17 protein-coding genes are annotated in these 20,522 nt (G+C 73.0%); 14 read left to right on the top strand and 3 right to left on the bottom strand.

What is annotated here, in order from left to right:
* Positions 1–146: 146 nt before the first annotated feature.
* On the bottom strand, positions 147–614 hold the full coding sequence (locus BM414_RS29225) for a DUF6153 family protein (protein ID WP_175551499.1): 468 nt from the start codon (positions 612–614) through the stop codon (positions 147–149).
* Between the two features lie 219 nt (positions 615–833).
* On the opposite strand from BM414_RS29225, the gene BM414_RS08490 reads away from it, so the two are divergent.
* The 5 genes from BM414_RS08490 (at position 834) to BM414_RS08470 (ending at position 7,456) form a co-directional block, all read left to right on the top strand.
* Positions 834–1,043 (top strand): heavy-metal-associated domain-containing protein, encoded by a 210-nt coding sequence (locus BM414_RS08490; RefSeq protein WP_175551498.1) that lies wholly within the window; start codon positions 834–836, stop codon positions 1,041–1,043.
* 92 nt (positions 1,044–1,135) lie between these two features.
* Positions 1,136–1,417 carry a metal-sensitive transcriptional regulator gene (locus tag BM414_RS08485; protein WP_093578989.1) on the top strand — a complete coding sequence of 94 codons (282 nt, stop codon included), beginning with the start codon at positions 1,136–1,138 and terminating at the stop codon, positions 1,415–1,417.
* A 61-nt stretch (positions 1,418–1,478) separates the two neighbouring features.
* Entirely contained in the window at positions 1,479–2,531 is a 1,053-nt protein-coding gene (locus BM414_RS08480) for a hypothetical protein (protein ID WP_093578988.1), read from the top strand.
* A gap of 45 nt (positions 2,532–2,576) precedes the next feature.
* The gene (locus tag BM414_RS08475) at positions 2,577–4,937 is read left to right on the top strand and encodes a heavy metal translocating P-type ATPase (RefSeq protein ID WP_093578987.1); all 2,361 of its coding nucleotides are present in this window, start codon (positions 2,577–2,579) and stop codon (positions 4,935–4,937) included.
* Between the two features lie 74 nt (positions 4,938–5,011).
* Positions 5,012–7,456 (top strand): heavy metal translocating P-type ATPase, encoded by a 2,445-nt coding sequence (locus BM414_RS08470; protein ID WP_093578986.1) that lies wholly within the window; start codon positions 5,012–5,014, stop codon positions 7,454–7,456.
* A gap of 246 nt (positions 7,457–7,702) precedes the next feature.
* Here the strand turns inward: BM414_RS08470 and pdxT are convergent, their stop codons facing one another.
* Together pdxT and pdxS are read right to left on the bottom strand one after the other, a co-directional pair.
* Positions 7,703–8,347 (bottom strand): pyridoxal 5'-phosphate synthase glutaminase subunit PdxT, encoded by a 645-nt coding sequence (pdxT, locus tag BM414_RS30130; protein ID WP_139245747.1) that lies wholly within the window; start codon positions 8,345–8,347, stop codon positions 7,703–7,705.
* Complete coding sequence (gene pdxS / locus BM414_RS30125) at positions 8,344–9,249, bottom strand: pyridoxal 5'-phosphate synthase lyase subunit PdxS (protein WP_093578985.1); 906 nt, start codon at positions 9,247–9,249, stop codon at positions 8,344–8,346. The genes pdxT and pdxS overlap by 4 nt, the downstream gene beginning before the upstream one ends.
* A gap of 98 nt (positions 9,250–9,347) precedes the next feature.
* On the opposite strand from pdxS, the gene pdxR reads away from it, so the two are divergent.
* The 9 genes from pdxR to BM414_RS08410 all read left to right on the top strand — a co-directional run bounded on the left by pdxR (position 9,348) and on the right by BM414_RS08410 (position 20,519).
* Complete coding sequence (gene pdxR, locus BM414_RS08455) at positions 9,348–10,772, top strand: MocR-like pyridoxine biosynthesis transcription factor PdxR (RefSeq protein WP_093578984.1); 1,425 nt, start codon at positions 9,348–9,350, stop codon at positions 10,770–10,772.
* 949 nt (positions 10,773–11,721) lie between these two features.
* On the top strand, positions 11,722–11,931 hold the full coding sequence (locus BM414_RS08445) for a dodecin (RefSeq protein ID WP_093578982.1): 210 nt from the start codon (positions 11,722–11,724) through the stop codon (positions 11,929–11,931).
* A 209-nt stretch (positions 11,932–12,140) separates the two neighbouring features.
* Positions 12,141–13,409 carry an ROK family transcriptional regulator gene (locus tag BM414_RS08440; RefSeq protein WP_175551497.1) on the top strand — a complete coding sequence of 423 codons (1,269 nt, stop codon included), beginning with the start codon at positions 12,141–12,143 and terminating at the stop codon, positions 13,407–13,409.
* A gap of 97 nt (positions 13,410–13,506) precedes the next feature.
* The gene (locus BM414_RS08435) at positions 13,507–14,778 is read left to right on the top strand and encodes an ROK family transcriptional regulator (protein WP_093578980.1); all 1,272 of its coding nucleotides are present in this window, start codon (positions 13,507–13,509) and stop codon (positions 14,776–14,778) included.
* Positions 14,779–15,012: 234 nt separating this feature from the next.
* Positions 15,013–16,314, top strand: a complete 1,302-nt coding sequence (locus BM414_RS08430; protein ID WP_093578979.1) for an ABC transporter substrate-binding protein — start codon at positions 15,013–15,015, stop codon at positions 16,312–16,314.
* A 65-nt stretch (positions 16,315–16,379) separates the two neighbouring features.
* The gene (locus BM414_RS08425; RefSeq protein ID WP_093578978.1) at positions 16,380–17,333 is read left to right on the top strand and encodes a carbohydrate ABC transporter permease; all 954 of its coding nucleotides are present in this window, start codon (positions 16,380–16,382) and stop codon (positions 17,331–17,333) included.
* Positions 17,334–17,345: 12 nt separating this feature from the next.
* Positions 17,346–18,179: a carbohydrate ABC transporter permease gene (locus tag BM414_RS08420; protein WP_093578977.1), complete on the top strand. Its 834-nt coding sequence runs from the start codon at positions 17,346–17,348 to the stop codon at positions 18,177–18,179.
* Between the two features lie 165 nt (positions 18,180–18,344).
* Positions 18,345–19,265: a thioredoxin family protein gene (locus BM414_RS08415; RefSeq protein WP_175551496.1), complete on the top strand. Its 921-nt coding sequence runs from the start codon at positions 18,345–18,347 to the stop codon at positions 19,263–19,265.
* A gap of 27 nt (positions 19,266–19,292) precedes the next feature.
* A complete protein-coding gene (locus BM414_RS08410; RefSeq protein WP_093578975.1) occupies positions 19,293–20,519 on the top strand; it encodes an ABC transporter ATP-binding protein in 1,227 nt (408 codons plus the stop codon).
* The last annotated feature ends 3 nt before the right edge of the window (positions 20,520–20,522 follow it).

Genomic DNA, 20,522 nt, shown 5'->3' with positions numbered 1-20,522 from the left:
CCCGGCGAGCAGGGCGCCGGTCAGGCCGGGGGTGTGTGCGGTGGTGCGGTTCATGAGGGTGTTCTCCTGCGGTCGTTGCTGGAGGGAGGCGTGCGCGGACCGTCGCCGCGGCAGCTGTGCTGGCGCGGGACGGTCGAGCAGTCGGCCTAGATCCGCAGGACGCAGAGTGAAGACAGCTCCGGCGGCCGCAGCGGCGTGGGCCAGCGAGCGCCGCGCAGTTCCCGCGGGGCCGTGAGGGGCGATGCCAGCCCGACCAGCCGGGGTGCGAGGACGGCGGCCAGGACGGCCAGGCCGGCGGCGAGCACCGCCAGGCAGACCATCCACAGATGACCGGGCAGGCCGTGCCAGTGCCCGGGCGTGCTGTCGGCGGTGGTGGCGGGTGTCGCCGCGGTGTGTGCGGCCGGTGCAGCCATCGCCGGGCTCTCGGCGGCGTGAGCGGTGGGGTCGGTCCGGTGGGTGTCGGTGGCCGTGAGCGCCACCGACACGGTGGGGGAGCCCTGGCCGTGGTCGGCGTTCGTGGGGTGGCCGGCTGCCGGGCTGCACTGCAGTCCGTGCCCGAGGAAGACCGCGGCCAGCAGCAGCACCGCCGCCCAGCCGTGCAGCACCGTCCTCACGCGCTCGAGGCTACGACGGCGCCATCGCAGTGACGCGCGCTGCGACGACAGGCAGCAGGGGCAGGAGGTGACCCTCGTCGGCCACCTTCTGTTTCGGCGCAGCGGTCAAGGCGTGCACGAGACGAGCGCCACAACCACTTGTCAGATGTACCCCAGGGGGGTACACCTTGTACCCCGTACCACTAGGGGGTACCCATCCACCTCGAGAGGAGAACCACCGTGAGCACCACCGACTACGCCGTCCGGGGGATGACCTGCGGCCACTGCGCCAGCGCGGTGACCGAGGAGGTCTCGAAGGTCCCCGGTGTCACCGGGGTGCAGGTCGACGTGGCTGCCGGCCGGGTGACCGTCGAGGCCGACCAGCCGGTGCCCGCCGACGCGGTCGCCGCGGCGGTCGACGAGGCCGGCTACGAGGTCGTACCGGCCTGACCCGGTCCGGAGCGGAGCGCCGGCTGCCCGTCGGACCCGGCGCTCCGCCCCACTTCCCCCACCGCACCTGCCGACTGCACGAGGAGACCGACATGGCCAGCTACACCCACGCGAAGGACGAGCACCTCAAGCGGCTGCGCCGCATCGAGGGCCAGATCCGCGGGCTCCAGCGGATGGTCGAGGACGACAAGTACTGCATCGACATCCTCACCCAGGTGTCGGCGGCCACCCGAGCCCTGCAGTCGTTCTCCCTCGGCCTGCTCGATGAGCACCTGGCCGGGTGCGTGGTCGACGCCGCGCAGAAGGGCGGGCCCGAGGCCGAGGAGAAGGTCCGCGAGGCCTCCGAGGCGATCGCCCGCCTCGTCCGCTCCTGACTGTCCGCAGCCGGCCCGGCATCTCCCGGCTCCCCGGGCACCACTTGCAGGAAGGACCCCGATGAACACCCCCACCCGGCTCGGCGTCTACGCGCTCGGTCTGGTCGCCGTCTTCGGCGCCGCCGCCGGCATCGGCTCGGTGGCCGGCCCCATCGGCGCGGCCGCCGACGACGCCGCCACCCAGGACACCGCCACCCAGGACACCGCCACCCACGACACCGCCACCCATGACACCGCCACCCACGACACCGCCTCCTCCACCGGGTCGCACACGGAGTCCCCGATGGACACCAGTGCACCGCAGGCATCCGCCGTCGACCACGTGCCCGGCGGCCTGCAGATCTCGGAGGGTGGCTACACCCTCGACGTGGCCGGCTCCCTGCCGGCCGGCGCGGCCACCCCGGTGTCCTTCCGGATCCTCGGCCCCGACGGGCGCCCGGTCACCGCCTACGACACCGCCCACGACGAGGACCTGCACCTGATCGCCGTGCGCCGGGACCTGACCGGCTACCAGCACGTGCACCCGGACCTGGCCGCCGACGGCACCTGGTCGATCCCGCTGGAGCTGACCGCCGGCACCTGGCGGCTGTTCGCCGACTTCGACCCCGCCGGCGGGGACGCCGGGCTCGTCCTGGGCGCCGACGTCGACGTCGCGGGCGACCTCGTCCCGCAGTCGCTGCCCGAGCCGTCGACCACGGCTGAGGTCGACGGGTACACCGTCACGCTCGACGGGCAGCTGACCCCCGGCGCCGAGTCCGAGCTGACCCTGTCGGTCAGCCGGGACGGCCGGCCGGTCACCGACCTGCAGCCCTACCTGGCCGCCTACGGGCACCTGGTCGCCCTCCGCGACGGCGACCTGGCCTACCTGCACGTGCACCCGGCCGGTGAGCCCGGTGACGGCACCACCGCGCCCGGCCCGGACATCACCTTCTACGCCACCGCCCCCTCGGCTGGGGACTACCGGCTGTTCCTGGACTTCCAGCACGGCGACGTCGTCCGCACCGCCGAGTTCACCGTCCGCGCTGGTGATCTCGCCGGCGCACCGACCGGCAACGGAACCCCTGCCACCGGCGACGGGGGTGGGCACGGCGACGACGGCCACGCCCACGGCTGACGCCCACTGCCCGACCACCGCGAGCGCGATCCGAGGAGGAAGACGATGAGCTCCGCGACACAGAACACGACCCCGTCGACCCAGGCCGGCGACAACCACGTCGACCTGGCGATCGGCGGGATGACCTGCGCCTCCTGCGCGGCGCGCATCGAGAAGAAGCTCAACCGGCTCGACGGCGTCACCGCCACGGTCAACTACGCCACCGAGAAGGCGAGAGTCACCTTCACCGGCGACGTCACGCCCGCCGACCTCATCGCAACGGTGGAGAAGACCGGCTACACCGCCCACCTGCCCGAACCCCCGAAGGCCCAGACCGACGGCGGGCAGCCGGACGCCTCGGAGGGCGACGATCACGTCCGCACCCTGCGGCAGCGGCTGCTGATCTCGGCCGTCCTCACCGTCCCGGTGGTGGCGATGGCGATGATCCCCGCGCTGCAGTTCACCTACTGGCAGTGGCTCTCGCTCACCCTCGCCGCGCCGGTGGTGGTGTGGGGAGCGTGGCCGTTCCACAAGGCGGCCTGGACCAACCTGCGCCACGGCGCGTCCACGATGGACACCCTCATCTCCATGGGCACCCTCGCCGCGCTGGCCTGGTCGCTGTACGCGCTCTTCTGGGGCACCGCCGGCGAGCCGGGCATGACCCACCCGTTCGAGTTGACCATCGCCCGCACCGACGGCTCGGGGAACATCTACCTCGAGGTCGCCGCCGGGGTCACCACGTTCATCCTGGCTGGGCGCTACTTCGAGGCCCGATCCAAGCGCCGCGCCGGCGCCGCCTTGCGCGCGCTGCTCGAGCTGGGCGCGAGGGAGGTCTCGGTGCTGCGCGGCGGGCGTGAGCAGCGGATGCCCGTCGACCAGCTGGCCGTGGGCGACCTGTTCGTCGTCCGCCCCGGGGAGAAGATCGCCACCGACGGCGTGATCACCGAGGGTTCCTCGGCGGTCGACGCCTCGATGCTCACCGGCGAGTCCGTGCCGGTGGAGGTCGGACCCGGCGACGGCCTCATCGGTGCCACCGTCAACGCCGGCGGCCGGCTCGTCGTGCGGGCCACCCGCATCGGCGCCGACACCCAGCTGGCGCAGATGGCCCGGCTGGTCGAGGACGCCCAGAACGGCAAGGCCGAGGTGCAGCGCCTCGCCGACCGCGTCTCGGGCGTCTTCGTCCCGATCGTCATCGGCCTCGCCGTCGGCACCCTCGGCTTCTGGCTCGGGACCGGTGGCGGACTGGCGGCCGCCTTCACCGCGGCGGTCGCGGTGCTGATCATCGCCTGCCCCTGCGCGCTGGGCCTGGCCACACCGACCGCGCTCATGGTCGGCACCGGCCGCGGCGCCCAGCTCGGCATCCTGATCAAGGGTCCTGAGGTGCTGGAGAGCACCCGCCGTGTTGACACCGTCGTACTCGACAAGACCGGCACGGTCACCACCGGCCGGATGACCTTGCTCGACGTCGTCGCCGCTCCCGGCGAGGACCGCGTCCAGGTGCTGCTGCTGGCCGGTGCGCTGGAGGACGCCTCCGAGCACCCGATCGCCCGAGCGATCGCGACCGGCGCCGCCGAGGCCGTCGGCGACCTGCCGGCCGTGGAGGACTTCGCCAACGTCGAGGGCCTCGGGGTGCAGGGGATCGTCGACGGGCACGCGGTGCTCGTCGGACGCACCACGCTGCTGGCCGACTGGTCCCAGCCCCTCGGCGCGGAACTCGAGCAGGCGAAGACCGCGGCTGAAGCGCAGGGCAGGACCGTCGTGGCCGTCGGCTGGGACGGCGCCGCCCGTGGCGTCCTCGTGGTCACCGACGCCATCAAGGACACCTCCGCCGAGGCCATCCGCCAGCTCCGCGAGCTGGGCCTGACCCCGGTCCTGCTGACCGGCGACAACGCCACCGTCGCCCGGTCGGTCGCCGTAGCCGTCGGTATCGACGAGGTCATCGCCGAGGTGCTGCCCGCCGACAAGGTCGACGTCGTCCGCCGGCTGCAGCAGCAGGGCAAGGTCGTGGCGATGGTCGGCGACGGCGTCAACGACGCCGCCGCACTCGCCCAGGCCGACCTCGGCCTCGCGATGGGCACCGGCACCGACGTGGCCATCGAGGCCAGCGACCTCACGCTGGTCCGGGGCGACCTGCGTGCCGCTTCCGACGCCATCCGGCTGTCCCGCAGGACTCTGAGCACCATCAAGGGCAACCTGATCTGGGCCTTCGCCTACAACGTCGCCGCACTCCCGCTGGCCGCCGCCGGGCTGCTCAACCCCATGCTCGCCGGCGCGGCGATGGCGTTCTCCTCGGTGTTCGTCGTCACCAACAGCCTGCGGCTGCGCCGCTTCCGCACCGCCAGCGGTGCGACCCCGGCCGGCGTGCGCCGGGAAGCGGCAGCCGACGCCACCAGTGACGCACCACGGGCGACCACCGCGGCCCGCTGAGGGCCGCATCCACAGCCCACTCACTGCCAGACCCGCGCGCCCACAGGCCGCGGTGGACCGGGAGAGGAGAGGTCATGGCAGGAGACCAGACGACAACCGTGCTGGAAGTCGCCGGCGTGCACTGGGCGTCGGAGAAGGCCACCGTCGAGCGCGTCCTCGGCCGGCGCCCCGGCGTCCTGGGCGTCGAGGCCAACCCCGTGGGTCAGACCGCCACGGTCACCTACGACCCGACACGTACCTCAGTGGCCGACCTCACCGCGTGGATCCGCGATTGCGGCTACCACTGCGCCGGGCAGTCGGTGCCGCGGCACGTGTGCGACCCCGCCGCGGAGCCGCACGGGGGTGACGACCACGGCGGCCACCGGCCGACCGCGGACGCCGGGGGAGGCGACCACGGACAGGCTCCTCACGCCGGTCACGAGATGGGCCTCGGCGGACACGGCGGGATGACGCCGCAGGACGCGATGGGGCACGGCGGCCACCACGCCGGCATGTCGACGGACGACATGGCCAGGGACATGCGCAACCGCTTCCTCGTCGCGGCACTGCTGTCGGTGCCGATCCTGTTGTGGTCGCCGATCGGCCGGGAGGTGCTCGGCTTCACCGCGCCGGCGCCGTTCGGCCTGCGCGACGACGTCTTCTCGCTCCTCCTGTCGCTGCCGGTGGTCTTCTGGTCAGCCTGGATCTTCTTCGACGGCGCCTGGCGGGCGCTGCGTGCGAAGACGCTGGACATGATGGTGCTGGTCGCCGTCGCGGTCGGCGCGGGCTGGCTGTACAGCCTGGTCATCACGCTGACCGGGGGCGGGGAGGTCTTCTACGAGGCCGCCACCGTGCTCACCGCGTTCGTGCTGCTCGGGCACTGGTTCGAGATGCGCGCCCGCGGCGGCGCCAACGACGCCATCCGCACGCTGCTGGAACTGGCACCGCCGCGTGCCGTCGTGCTCCGCGACGGGCAGCTGGTCGAGGTGCCCACCGCCGAGGTCGTCGTCGGGGACCTGCTGCTCGTACGGCCGGGCGCCAAGATCCCGGTCGACGGGGTGGTCGAGGACGGCGACTCCGAGGTCGACGAGTCGATGGTCACCGGCGAGAGCCTGCCGGTGCACAAGGCGCCCGGCGACGCGGTCATCGGCGCCTCGGTCAACACCACCGGCACCCTGCGCGTTCGGGCGACGAAGGTCGGCGCTGACACCGCGCTGGCCCAGATCGTGCAGCTGGTGCAGGAGGCGCAGAACTCGAAGGCCCCGGGCCAGCGGCTGGCCGACCGGGCCGCGTTCTGGCTGGTCCTCGTCGCGCTGATCGGTGGCGGCCTCACCCTCGCGGTCTGGCTGCTGGTCGGCGCCGTCTTCGCCACGGCCATGCTCTTCGCGATCACCGTCGTGGTGATCACCTGCCCGGACGCCCTGGGCCTGGCCACGCCGACGGTGATCATGGTCGGCACCGGTCTCGGCGCCCGGCGCGGCGTGTTGTTCAAGAACGCCACCGCGCTGGAGACCGCCGCGCAGATCGACACCGTGGTGATGGACAAGACCGGCACCTTGACGAAGGGGGAGCCCGAGGTCACCGACGTCGTGGTCGACGGCATGGTGGCCGAAGACGTCCTGGCGCTGGCCGCCGCCGTGGAGCGGGAGTCCGAGCACCCGCTGGCCGCCGCCGTCGCTGCGCATGCCGAGTCCCTCGGCGTGCCGGTGCTGACCGCCACCGGGTTCCGCAACGTCCCCGGCCACGGGGCAGCCGCGGAGGTCGTCGGGCACCGGGTGCTGGTGGGCAACGCCAGGCTGATGGCCGACGAGGGCGTCGACCTCGGGACGCTCGGCGCCCGCCGGGACGAGCTGGCCGGTAGCGGCCGCACCGCCGTCCTGGTCGCCGTCGACGGACGTGCCGCGGGGGTGATCGCCCTGGCCGACGCTCCGCGGGAGACCTCGGCCGCCGCGGTGACCGCGCTGCACGAGGCCGGCGTCGAGGTGGTCGTGCTCAGCGGCGACAACGAGGCCACCGCCCGCCGGATCGCCGGCCAGCTGGGCATCAACAGGGTCATCGCCGAGGTCCTCCCCGGCGACAAGGCCGCGAAGATCACCGAGCTGCAGCAGTCCGGCAGACGCGTCGCGATGGTCGGCGACGGGGTGAACGACGCCCCGGCCCTGGCGCAAGCAGACCTCGGCATCGCGATCGGTGCCGGCACCGACGTCGCCATCGAGACCGCCGACGTCGTCCTCATGCGATCCGACCCGCTCGACGTCCCGACCGCGCTCACCATCGGCCGGGGGACGCTGCGCAAGATGCGGCAGAACCTCGGCTGGGCGATCGGCTACAACGCCATCGCGCTGCCGATCGCCGCCGGCGTGTTCGAGCCCGCCTTCGGGCTCGTGCTGCGGCCGGAGATCGCCGCTCTGTCGATGTCCGGGTCCAGCTTCCTCGTCGCGGTCAACGCCCTGCTGCTCAAGCGGCTGCGGCTGCCCGCTCCAGAGGCCCCTGCGGCGACCGCGGCTACAGCGACCGCGCCTCAGCCGGTGTCCCGGTGACTCACGCACCGGGCCCCATCGCTGGATCGCCGGGGAGGAGCCCGGTGGTGTCTCGGCTCTGACGAGACGAGCAGCCGAGTCCCGTCCGCGGTCGGACAACGGGACTGCGACTGGAGGAAGACCGGAGCGGGCGTGTGGTCATGGCGATCGTAGCGTTGGCGCGCTCACGTCTGGTCCCACCGGGATGGGCCTGGCCCAGGCGGTCAGACGCTGTCTTGTCACGCGCCCATGGTCGGCCCGCCGGGTTCAGGTCGCGCACTGAGCGCGGCGTCTGGCGGACGTCCTGACCATGTGGATGAAGAGCCGGTGGACCCGGGTGTCCCCGGTGAGCTCGGGGTGGAAGCTGGTGGCCACGACGGCGCCCTGACGCACCGCGACGATCCTGCCGTCGGCCGGTCCGCCCCCGACCCGCCCGAGGACCTCGACCTGCGGCCCGGCCTCCTCCACCCAGGGTGCGCGGATGAACACCGCCGACAGCGGCCCCCCGGGGACGCCGGCCAGCGGGACCGGCGACTCGAAGGACTCGGCCTGCCGGCCGAAGGCGTTGCGGCGCACCGTGACGTCGAGGCCCCCGATGGTGGGCTGGTCCGGCGGGGCGTCCAGCAGCCGCTCGGCCAGCAGCACGAGCCCGGCGCACGTGCCGTAGACGGGCAGCCCGCCGCGGACGGCGTCGCGCAAGGGCTCCAGCAGGCCGGTGCGGACGGCGAGCTTCGCCATCGTCGTCGACTCCCCGCCGGGCAGGACCAGCCCGTCGACGGCGGCCAGCTCCGCCGGGTGCCGCACGGTCACCGCCTCGGCGCCCAGCCCGGTGAGGACGGCGAAGTGCTCGCGGACGTCGCCCTGCAGCGCGAGCACCCCGATGCGGACGTCCCCGGGGTGTGGAGCGCTCACCAGCCGCGGGTGGCGAAGCGCTGCGCGTCCGGCAGCGTGTCCACGTTGATGCCGACCATCGCCTCGCCGAGGCCGCGGGAGACCTTGGCGATCACGGCCGGGTCGTCGGAGAACGTCGTGGCCTGCACGATGGCCGCGGCCCGCTGGGCGGGGTCGCCGGACTTGAAGATGCCCGAGCCCACGAAGACGCCCTCGGCGCCCAGTTGCATCATCATCGCCGCGTCGGCGGGGGTGGCGATGCCGCCGGCGGTGAAGAGGACGACCGGCAGCTTCCCGGCTCGCGCGACCTCGACGACCAGGTCGTGCGGGGCGCGCAGCTCCTTGGCGGCGACGAACAGCTCGGGCTCGTCGAGGGTCGCCAGCCGGCGGATCCCGGCCCGGATCGCCCGCATGTGCCGGGTGGCCTCGACGACGTTGCCGGTGCCGGCCTCGCCCTTGGACCGGATCATCGCCGCGCCCTCGGCGATCCGGCGCAGCGCCTCGCCGAGGTCGGTGGCGCCGCAGACGAACGGCACGGTGAACGCGTGCTTGTCGATGTGGTGGGCCTCGTCGGCGGGGGTGAGCACCTCGGACTCGTCGACGTAGTCCACGCCCAGGGTCTGCAGGACCTGCGCCTCGACGAAGTGGCCGATGCGGGCCTTGGCCATCACCGGGATGGACACCGCGTCGATGATCCCCTGCACCATGTCCGGATCGCTCATCCGCGCGATGCCGCCCTGCGCGCGGATGTCGGCGGGCACCCGCTCGAGCGCCATGACGGCGACCGCGCCGGCGTCCTCGGCGATGCGGGCCTGCTCGGGCGTGACGACGTCCATGATCACGCCGCCCTTGAGCTGCTCGGCCAGGCCGCGCTTGACGCGCTCGGTGCCGATCGTGGAGGTGGGGTGCGTCTGCGCGCTCATGGTGTCCTCCCATGGACGTCGGGTCTGGGTGCACGTCCACGATGCGCGACACTTTGGTCCTCGCGGCAGTCCAAACGCCGTGGACCCAGGAGGACCAAATGGCCTACACCGGTGACCTGTTCGTCCCGGTCGACCGGACAGCGGACGCGCCGCTGAGCGTGCAGATCGCGGCCTCGGTGCGCGCCGCCGTCCTGGGCGGTGCACTGGGACCGGGCGACACGCTGCCGTCCACGCGCACCTTGGCTGCCAACCTCGAGGTCTCCCGCGGAGTGGTGGTCACCGCCTACGAGCAGCTGATCGGTGAGGGGTTTGCAACCGGGCGCCGGGGCGGCGGCACGGTGATCGCCGTCCGCCCCGACCTGACCGCGGCGCGGCGCCCTCCGGGCGCCCATCGTCCGGCGCCGGATCCGCCCGCCGCCCCCCACGCGGTGGACCTGACGCCGGGCCGGCCCGCCACCCGGCTGCTCGACGACGCCGAGTGGCGCTCGGCCTGGCGCCGGGCGGTGGCCGAGGACCTCCCGTCCGGGCCGCCGGATCCGCTCGGCCTGCCCGCGCTGCGGCGAGCCGTCGCCGTCTACCTGCGCCGCGCGCGGGGGATGGAGGCGGTCGCCGACGACGTGATCGTCACCGCCGGTGCCAGCGACGCCCTCGCGCTCGTCACCACGGCCCTCGGGGCGCCCGGACGCGTTCCCCGGATCGTCGTGGAGGACCCCAGCTATCCCGCCGCTCGGCGGGTGCTGGCCACCGCGGGCGCCCAGGTGGTGCTGCTGCCGGTCGACGCCGACGGCCCGCGGGTGGCCGACCTGGCGGCGCTGTCCCCGGCGCCGGACGCGGTGCTGCTCACGCCGTCGCACCAGTACCCGCTGGGCGGCCGGATGCCGGTGCAGGAGCGGGTGGACCTGCTGCGGTGGGCCGCGGCCGAGCACGTCGTCGTCCTCGAGGACGACTACGACAGCGAGTTCCGCCACCGGCAACGGCCGCTCCCGGCGATGGCGTCGCTGCCCTCGGACGCCAACGTGGTGCTGATCGGCAGCTGGTCCAAGACGCTCACCCCGTGGCTGCGCTGCGGCTGGATGGTCACCCGTGGAACGGTGGGAGAGCGGCTGCGGGCCATCCGCACCGCGCTCGACTCGCCGGTGTCGGGGGTGCAGCAGGCCGCGCTCGCGCACTTCCTCTCCGGTGGGGGCCTCGCCCGGCACACCGCACGGGCGCAGCGGTACTACAACCACCGGCGCTCGATGGTGGTGTCCGCGCTGGGCGGCCGGCCCGGTATGACCCTGGGTGCTCTCGACGGCGGGCTGCACGTCGTCGTCCACCTCCGTCCAGGTGCCGACGCCGCCGCACTCGTCCGCGCTGCCGCCGACCGCGGAGTGGTCGTCGCCGACCTCGCCGACTACCACGACGGCCCGACGGCGTCCCCCGGCGTCGTCCTCGGCTACGGAGCCCCGACGGACCTCGAACTACGGGACGCGCTGGCCATCCTGTGCGGCCTGCTCGACAGCGCATGGTCCGAGAACCGGTAGAGGTTCGATTCTCTGGCGCCCGGCCAGACCGGGAAGCAGCGGCGTGGGGGACGCTGGCCAGCGCCGTAGAGCAGTGCACGGGACATGCGCGTAGAACCGCTCGACGCCGCCCTCCCTGCGCCGGTCCACAGACGATCGCGCAACCGGGACACCGGTCGGCGTCGTGGGCGCGCTGGAGGCCGGTCGAGGCGGTGCAACGCGACAGCACGTCGCCGCTGCGCCAGTGGGCCGACATCAGCAGGTCGCGCTCCTGTCCTCCTCGGGGCTACGACCGGTGAATGACGGTGTCGAAGATCGAGCAGTGTGGTGAGGCCGTGGCATCGGACTCGACCAGACCCGCCCCGCAGGTCGGACAGCAAGTAACGGACCGGTCCACCTCTCGCCGTCGACGCAGGAACGCGGCGCTGTTGACCACCATCTTGACCACCATCTTGACCACCATCTTGACCACCATTGTTCCTTGGCGGTGTCGTCCGCTGCGGATCGCACTCGTTCCCTTCATGGGCTGACCTGCATGTATGTACTTGACCGAACTCCTGCGGATGTGCTGCGCAGGTCTGGGGGTCAAGGGGTCGCAGGTTCGAACCCTGTCAGCCCGACAGCGGGAAACCGCAGGTCAGGGGCCGGTCCGACGAGAGTCGGGACGGCCCCTGACTGCTTCCTGCGGCGGTTGACCACCTCGTGACCACCATCGGCCACCCCTGTTCGCCGCAGGCCGGGCGCGGTGCCGGCAGGTCGGTCAACACGGCTGGCACAGGTCCTCAGGCGCGCTGATCCCTGCCGCGAAGGCTGGTCCGTGTCACCACTGGGTAGCCCTCCACTCCGTCGCGATGGTCCTGCTCCCGTGCTCACGCCGGCGACGATGCCGCGTTCGTGCACGTCCTCCCGGGCTCGGCGTGCCAGGGTGAGGCGCGTCGCCATCGGGCGCCGCCCACCCGGGAGGTCAGTCGTGAGCAACCACGTGTACCGACTCAGCGAGATCGTGGGCAGCAGCCCGAGCAGCGTGGACGACGCGATCCGCACGGCGATCGCCAAGGCCGCTCGGACGGTGCACAACATCGAGTGGTTCCAGACCGAGGAGATCCGTGGTCAGGTGGTCGACGGCAACGTGGCCCACTTCCAGGTGCGCCTGAAGATCGGCTTCCGCGTCGACGACTGAGCCGCGATGCGCCGCCCGGCCGGCTGCTCGCTCACGCCGGCGCCCGTCGCCGGGACAGGGCGTGCGGCCTGGGTGTGACGGGGCGGGAGAATGGGCGACCGCGCCGGGTGGAGTACCCCGTCGGGACGATCCGTCCCCACGGTGGCCTCGTGACGGCGCCGCGGCACCGATGATGGTGAGCGGACCCCGGCCTGGAAGGAGGCGCACACGTGCCGAGTGATCGCTACACCGGCCTCGCTGCGGTGCTCGGTGCCATCCGCAACTCCGCGGACATCACCCAGCCGCTCCTCGTCGAGCGGGTGGGCCTCGGCCGCAGCGTGGTCGCGCAGCGCGTCGCGGAGCTGGAGGTGGCCGGCCTGGTCGTGTCCGACGGTTTCGGGCCCTCGACCGGTGGCCGGGCCCCGCGCCGCCTGCGGCTGCACGCCGAGGCCGGCTACGTGCTGGGGGCCGACATCGCCACCAACGAGCTGGTGGTCGGGGTGGCCGACCTCGCGGGCAACCTGCTGGACACCCGGCACCGGGAGACCGACGTCGTCGACGGCCCGGACGCCGTCATGGGCGCGGTCGAGGAGATGGCCGGCGAGCTCGTCGAGGAGGTCGGCGCTCACCGGAGCCTGTGGTCCTTCGGTGTCGGCATGCCGGGGCCGGTGGCCTACGACGACGGGGGTCCGGCCGCGATGCCCACCATGCCCGAGTGGAGCCGCCACCCGACCCGCCAGCGCCTGACCGACCGCTTCGGGGTCCCCGTGTGGATGGACAACCGCACGAACCTCTCGGCCCTGGGGGAGCGACGGGTGAACCCGGTCGCTGCGCGGTCCCAGCACATGGTCTACCTGGGTGGGGGCTACGGCATCGGCGCGGCGGTGGTCGTGGGCGGCCGCATCCACCGAGGGGCGCACGGACTCGCCGGTGCCATCGACCACGTCCCGGTGCCGGGCGCAGCCGACGTCGTGTGCCGCTGCGGCAAGACCGGCTGTCTCGAGGCGGTCGCCGGTGGAGCGGCACTGGCGCGGGACGGCCGGCTGCTCGCCGAGACCGGGCAGAGCCCGGCACTCGCCGACGTCCTGGGACGAACCGGTCGGATCCGCCCCGGTGACGTCACCGAGGCGGCCGGATCCGGCGACGCGGCCGCCCGTGCCCTGCTGAACAGGGCGGCGGTCCTGCTCGGGCGCAGCCTGGCGACGTTGGTCAACGTGTTCGACCCCGACCTGGTGGTGATCGGCGGCGGCATCGCCCGGGCGCGTGCCCACGTCCTGGCAGCGATCCGCGAGGAGGTCCACCGGTCGGCACTCCCCGCCGTCACACGGGACCTGCGGATCGAGCCGTCGGCGTTCGACCAGGAGATAGCCGGCATCACCGGCGCCGTGGAGTTCGCGCTCGGTGAGCTGTTCAGTCCCGAGCACTTGCCGACCGTTCTCGACGCCCGGGCCGGGGGGACCCCGGACGCCCTGGTGGAGGAGCGGGCACTGCCGGCCTGAGCCCTCAGCGGCGCACCGCACTTCTTCCGCCCTCCAGCCGAAGTGTGACTAGGCTGCACCCGACAGCGCGCTCTGCCGCGACGGGGGTGGGGCGGTCATGGCCGGTGAGCGGATGGACGGTCTGGTGGCCGTCCTCGACGCGGTCCGGGCCGGCCACGGGGTGACGCAGGCTCAACTCGCGCGGCAACTGGGGCTCGGCCGGACGGTGGTCGCCCAGCGGGTCGGCCGGCTGGAGTCGGCCGGACTCGTGGTCCAGGACGGGCTGGCTCCGTCCAACGGCGGCCGCGCCCCGCGCCTGCTGCGCCTGCGCGACTCCGCGGGGCTCGTCGCGGGCATCGACATCGGGGCGACCGGGATGGCCGTGGGACTGGCCGACCTGGCCGGCAGAGTGCTCGTGCAGGCCCGGGAACCGGCCGACGTCGCCGCTGGTCCCGACGTCGTGCTCGGCCGTGTCGAGGAGTTGGTCGCCGACCTGCTCGGCCGGCTCGCCGATCCTCCTCCGCTGTGGGGCCTGGGAGTGGGCGTCCCCGGACCGGTGGAGTTCGCGACCTCCCGTCCCGTCGCCCCGCCGATCATGCCCGGATGGGACGGCCATCCCATCCGCGAGCGGTTGTCCGCGCGCTTCGGCGCGCCGGTGTGGGTGGACAACGACGTCAACGTCCTCGCGCTGGGGGAGCTGCGGACGAACCCGGCCGCTGCCGAGGCCGCCGATCTCCTGTACCTCAAGATCGGTACCGGCATCGGTGCGGGGCTCGTCTCCGGCGGCCGGGTCCACCGCGGGGTCGACGGGTGCGCGGGTGACGTCGGCCACGTGGCGGTCACCGACGCCGACACCGTCGTCTGCCGGTGCGGCAACACCGGCTGCCTCGAGGCGGTGGCAGGAGGCGATGCGCTCGCCCGGTACGGCCGGCAGCTGGCCGAGAGCGGGGACAGTCCCGTCCTGGCCGGGGTGCTGGCCGCACGGGGATCCGTGTCGGTCGCCGACGTGACCACCGCAGCCGATCGGGGTGATCCCGCGGCCCACGGTCTCCTGGCCCGGGCCGGTCGTCTCGTGGGTGCCACGCTCGCCACCCTGGTCAGCTTCTACAACCCCGGGCTGGTCGTCCTCGGTGGCGGGGTGGTCCATGCCGGTGACCACGTCCTCGCGGCGATCCGCGAGTCGGTGTACCGACGGTCGCTGCCCCTGGCGACCCGGACGCTGCGCATCGAGCTGTCGATGCTGGGCGACGCCGCGGGTCTCGCGGGCGCGGTCCACCTCGCCCTCGACAACCTGTTCGAGCCGTCCTGCCTGCCGCTGTGGCTGTCCGACGGGTCTCCGTCGGGACGTCCCGAGGTCGCGTCGGCGACCGCGCGGCGCCGCGCGATCTGAGCGCACCCGCCGCGTTCCCGTCCCGGACGCACCGTCGCGGTGTGGTCCAGGTCATCAGTGGAGCTGATGCGGGGCATCAACGAGGTGACGTCCTCGGTGCATTGACTTCTTCCGCAGACTGGCAGAAGTATGTGGTTGCCATCACGTGGACGGATCGTCACAGCCGGACGTGGTGCTCGGACCCACCGTCGCAGTCGTCGTCCGGTCGCCGGACCCGCTCCGAAAGGCACCCACATGACCCAGCAACGCCACCGGGGACTCCGCCGCATCGGCGTCCTCGTCGCCGTTCCGGCACTGAGCGCCCTGACGCTCGCGGCCTGCGGCGGTGGTGACGAGGACAGCGGCGCGGGCGGCTCGGGCGGATCCGCGGACGGCTTCACCTTCGCCTTCGAGAACGCCTCCGGTGGGCAGCAGAACCCCTGGCAGCTCCTGGCCGACGAGTACGCGCAGGAGTCCGGCGTCCAGATCGAGACGCAGGGCCTGCCGCCGGACAGCTACGGCCTGACGATGCGCACGCAACTGCAGGGCGGCAACGCCCCCGACGTCATGATGTTCTCGCCCGGCGCCGGCAACGCGAACGCCGTCCTGCCCCTGGCCGAGGCCGGCTACATCGAGGAGCTCGGCGAGGAGTCGGCGGCTCTCGTCCCGGAGGGCAACGAGCCGCTGTTCGAGATCGACGGCAAGGTCTACGCGCAGCCGACCAGCATCATCCCCGTCGGCATGGTGTGGAACTCCAGCGCGGCCTCCTCGGCCGGCGTGGAGGTCCCCGAGGACGAGGCCGCCATGCTCGACGCGTGCAGCACGCTGGCCGCCGACGGCAAGTCGTTCCTCGCCATCGCGGGGTCCGCGCCGCCCAACATGGGCCTCATGGCCATGGCCATCTCCGCCACCCGCGTCTACGCCGAGACGCCGGACTGGAACGAGCAGCGCTCGGCCGGTGACGTCAGCTTCGCCGACAGCGAGGGCTGGCAGGCCACGCTGCAGACCATCGTCGACATGAACGACGCCGGCTGCTTCCAGCAGGGCGCGGCCGGTGGTGGCTTCGACGCCATCACCCAGGGGCTGACCCAGGGCACCTCGCTGGGTGCGTTCGTGCCCGGCGCCGCGGCCACCGAGCTGGCCAACGCGAGCCCGGGTCTGGACCTGCAGGTCCAGCCGTTCCCGGCGGCCGACGGCGGGGACCCGTTCGTGCTGGCCAGCCCGAACTACGCGCTGTCGATCAACGCCTCGGCGGACGAGGGTGCCAAGGAGGCCGCGCGCGAGTTCCTGGCCTGGATGGCCGAGCCGGAGAACGCCGCCCGCTTCGTCGAGCTCCAGGGCGGGGTCGCGATCACCGGTCCGGACGAGAACCTCTCGCCGGTGTACGAGCCGCTCGCGGACCTGCTCACCAACGGCGACTACGCGCCCCTGCCGAACCTGGCATGGCCCAACCCGGGGGTCTACGACGCGCTGTCCACCGGTGTCCAGGGCCTGCTCGCCGGCCAGGGCGACGTCCAGTCGGTGCTCGAGGGCATCGACCAGGCCTGGGACCAGTGACCCCGGCCGGCTGATCCCGGCACGATTCCCCGACCGCACCTCCGGACCGCACCGAGGGACTGACGATGACCGCAACCATGGGCACCCCGCAGGACACCGGTGCGCTCGTCCGAGGGTCGGTCCCGGCCGCCGGGGGCGGGCAGCCCGCCCGCTCCCGGCGCAGCCGGCCCCTGATCACCTACGGCCGCTGGTGGTGGGCGCTGCCCGCCGTCGCCATGGTGCTGCTGATCCACTACGCAGCCACCGCCGGCGGCGCCCTGTACGCCTTCACCGACTGGACCGGCATCGGCGACTTCGAGTTCATCGGCCTGGACAACTTCCGCCGGATCCTCGACGACCCCGACTCCATCGGGTCGCTGCAGAACACGCTGTTCCTCGCGTTCGGCTTCCTGGTCCTGACCAACGTCGGTGGCCTGCTCCTGGCCCTGGCGCTCAACCGGACGCTCAAGACGCGCTACCTGCTGCGCGTGCTGTTCTTCATGCCGGTCGTGCTCAGCCCCCTGGCCGTGTCCTACGTCTGGAAGTTCATCTTCGACTTCAACGGCCCGCTCAACGACGTCCTCGGCTGGGTGGGCGCGGAACCGCGCACCTGGCTGGCCGACCCCGCGCTGGCGCTCTGGGCGGTGCTGGTGGTCATGGCCTGGCAGACGACCGGCATGGTCATGGTCATCTACCTGGCCGGGCTGGCCACGGTCCCGCCGGAGATCGAAGAGGCCGCAGCCCTCGACGGGGCCAGCACCTGGCGGCGCTTCCGGTACATCACCGTGCCGTCGGTCCGCCCCTCGATCGCCATCGCCTCGACCCTGATGCTCATCCAGGGGTTGCGCGTGTTCGACCAGGTCATGGCGCTCACCGGCGGGGGTCCCGCCGGGGCCACCGAGACGCTGGCGACGCAGGTCTACAAGGAGACGTTCGCGCTGAGCAACTTCGGCTACGGCGCCGCGCTCGCCCTCGTGCTGACCATGATCATGCTCGTCTTCTCGGTGCTGCAGCAGGCAGCGACCCGGGACCGTTCCTAGGAGGCCGGACACGTGTTCCGCTACACGAAGGCGACGGCCCTCCGCGAGGGGATCGTCTGGGTCGTCGCGCTGCTCACGCTGATGCCGTTCTACTTCCTGATCGCCACCGCGCTCAAGCCCGACGAGGAGCTGCTCACCACCGGCACCTCGGCGCCGCCGAGCCGGCCCACGCTCGAGAACTTCACCGAGGTGCTCAGCAGCGGCGGGGACAACAACATCCTGCTGGCGCTGCTGCACAGCGTGGTGATCACCGTCGGCAGCATCGCCGGACTGGTCGCCTTCGGCTCCCTGGCCGCCTACGTGCTGGCCAGGACCACGCACCGCTGGGGGTCGGTGACCTTCTACCTGTTCCTCGTCGCGATCCTGCTGCCGACCCAGCTCGGCCTGGTCCCGCTCTACATCGGCGCCCGGCAGATCGGGCTCGTCGGCTCGATGTGGGGGATGATCATCCTCTACGTCGGCACGCTGATGCCGCTGGCGGTGTTCCTCTACGCCGGGTTCTTCCGCAACCTCCCGCGTGACTACGAGGAGGCAGCCGCGCTCGACGGCGCGAGCCCGGCCCGGGTCTTCTTCCGCGTCGTCCTCCCGCTCATGGCCCCGGCCACGGGCACCGTCGCGATCCTCACCGGCCTCATCGTGTGGAACGACTTCTTCTCCGCGCTGATCTTCCTCGGCGGTTCGGACAACCAGACCCTGCCGGTGTCGATGTACTACTACGTCGGCTCGCTGGTCTCCGCGTGGAACAAGATCTTCGCCATCGTGATCATCTCCATGGTGCCGATCCTGGCGTTCTACCTCTTCGCCCAGAAGAAGTTCATCCAGGGCTTCGCCGGCGGCATCAAGTAGTCCCGCGGCCCTCCGGTACCGGAGGGAGCGCCGGCCCGTCCGTCCTCGCTCATCCGCTCCGCTGATGTACGGCATCAGCCGGAACAGCCGCTGCACGATTGACTTCCTCCGACATCCGGAAGAAGTATGTGTCCCGAGCCACCCCGCATCCGCAGAGGAGGACCCGTGTCCGATCAGGTCCACGCCGGCACCAGCGCGGCACGGCTGACAGTGGGGGAGCACGCACCGCTGTTCGCCCTCCCGGACACCGACGGGACACCGATCGGCATGGAGCCCGCCGCGCACGAGGCCACCGTGGTCGTGTTCACGTCGAACGGCTGCCCCTTCGCCCTGGCCTGGCACGACCGCCTCCAGGCCGTGGCCCGGGACCACGCCGACCGCGTCGTCGTCCTGCAGGTCGTCAGCAACGACGAGACCGACCACCCCGAGGACTCGCCCGAGGGCATGCGCCGGCGCGTGGCCGCGGGCGAGCTCGCCGGCCCCTTCCTGCGCGACGCCGACCAGGCGGTGGCGCAGGCCTACGGGGCGACGGCCACACCGGAGGTCTTCGTCGTCGACCGCGCCGGGCTCGTGCGGTACCACGGCGCACCTGACGCCGACCACGACGACCCCGCCCAGGACGCCGCGTGGCTCCGGGAGGCGCTGGAGGACGTGCTCGCCGGACGGGACGTCGCCCGCCCGGTGACCTCCCCGGCGGGCTGCTCGGTCAAGTGGCGGGTCGAGCTGCTCTGGTGGGCCGGCTGCCCGTCGCACGACCGGGCCGCCGACCTGCTCCGCGGCACCCTCGCCGACCTCGGCAGGGGAGAGGTGCACGTCGTCGAGCGGGAGGTCCGCAGCCGGGAGGAGGCGGCACGGCTCGGCTTCCCCGGGTCGCCGACCTTCCAGGTCGGCCGGCGCGACCTGTTCCCCGTCGCCGCCCCCGCCGCCCTCACCTGCCGCGTGTACCCCCGCGAGGACGGACGCGGCTCACCCCTCCCGGAGCGGACCGAGCTCGCCGCCCGGCTCCGCGAGGCCCTCGCCCGGCCCTGGGACCTCCCGCACTGGGTGGACCCGCGCAGGCCCGCCCCCGCCGACAGCCCGTCCTGACCACCCGATCCCGCCGCAGGAGCAGTCATGGCATCGATCACGTACGACCGCATCACCAAGCGGTACCCGGACGGGACGCAGGCCGTCTCCGAGCTCGACCTGTCCATCCGGGACGGGGAGTTCCTCGTCCTCGTCGGCCCGTCGGGGTGCGGCAAGACGACGGCACTGCGCATGGCCGCTGGCCTGGAGGAGATCTCCGACGGCCGCCTCCTTATCGGCGACCGGGTGGTCAACGAGGTGCACCCCTCGCAGCGCGACATCGCGATGGTCTTCCAGAACTACGCCCTCTACCCGCACATGTCGGTGCGGGAGAACATCGCCTTCCCGCTGCTGTGCGCCAACGTCGCGAAGAGCGAGGTCAAGGAGCGGGTGGACCGGGCAGCCGAGTCGCTCGGCCTCACGGAGCTGCTGCACCGCAAGCCGAAGGCGCTCTCGGGCGGCCAGCGGCAGCGGGTGGCGATGGGGCGCGCCATCGTGCGCCAGCCGCAGGCGTTCCTCATGGACGAGCCGCTGTCCAACCTCGACGCGAAGCTGCGGGGGCAGATGCGCGCGGAGATCCGCAGCCTGCAGCGCGAGTACCGCACCACCACGCTCTACGTCACCCACGACCAGGTCGAGGCCATGACGATGGGCGACCGGATCGCCATCCTGCGCAAGGGGGTCCTGCAGCAGCTCGGGACCCCGGACGAGCTGTACGAGACCCCGGCCAACCTCTTCGTCGCCGAGTTCATCGGCGCTCCGCCGATGAACGTCCTGAGCGCCACGGTCACCCGGACACCGGCCGGTTCCACGCTCGTGCTCGGCTCCCAGCGGCTGGCACTCCCCGCCGGCGCCCTCGACGCGTACCCGGCCCTGGCCGGAGCCGACGCCACGCCGGTGGCCCTCGGCCTGCGCCCGGAGGCGCTGCGCGACGTCACCACGGCCGACCCGTCCTGGCCGCGCCTGGTCGCCGACGTCGACCTCGTCGAGAACCTGCCGCCGGAGAAGCTCGTCCACCTCCGCGTCGACGCCGACCCCGTGGTCACCGAGGCGACGCTGGAGATCGCCGCCGACATCGACCAGGCGGCCGCCGAGGAGCTGCGCACGCTGGGGCGCGGGTCGGTGCTGCACGCCCGGCTGCCCGGCACCACGGCCGTGCGCGAGGGCGGCCGCGCGGAGTTCGCGATCCCGCCGTCGGCCCTGCACTTCTTCGACCTGTCCACCGGACAGGCCATCGCCCCGCAGTCGCCGCGGCTCGCCGCGGCGACCGCCTGACCG

The sequence above is a fragment of the Geodermatophilus amargosae genome, from assembly GCF_900116515.1.
GTDB classification, from domain to species: domain Bacteria; phylum Actinomycetota; class Actinomycetes; order Mycobacteriales; family Geodermatophilaceae; genus Geodermatophilus; species Geodermatophilus amargosae.
The sequence above is the reverse complement of the archived record's forward strand: the minus strand, read 5'-3'. Positions and strand labels throughout refer to the sequence as shown.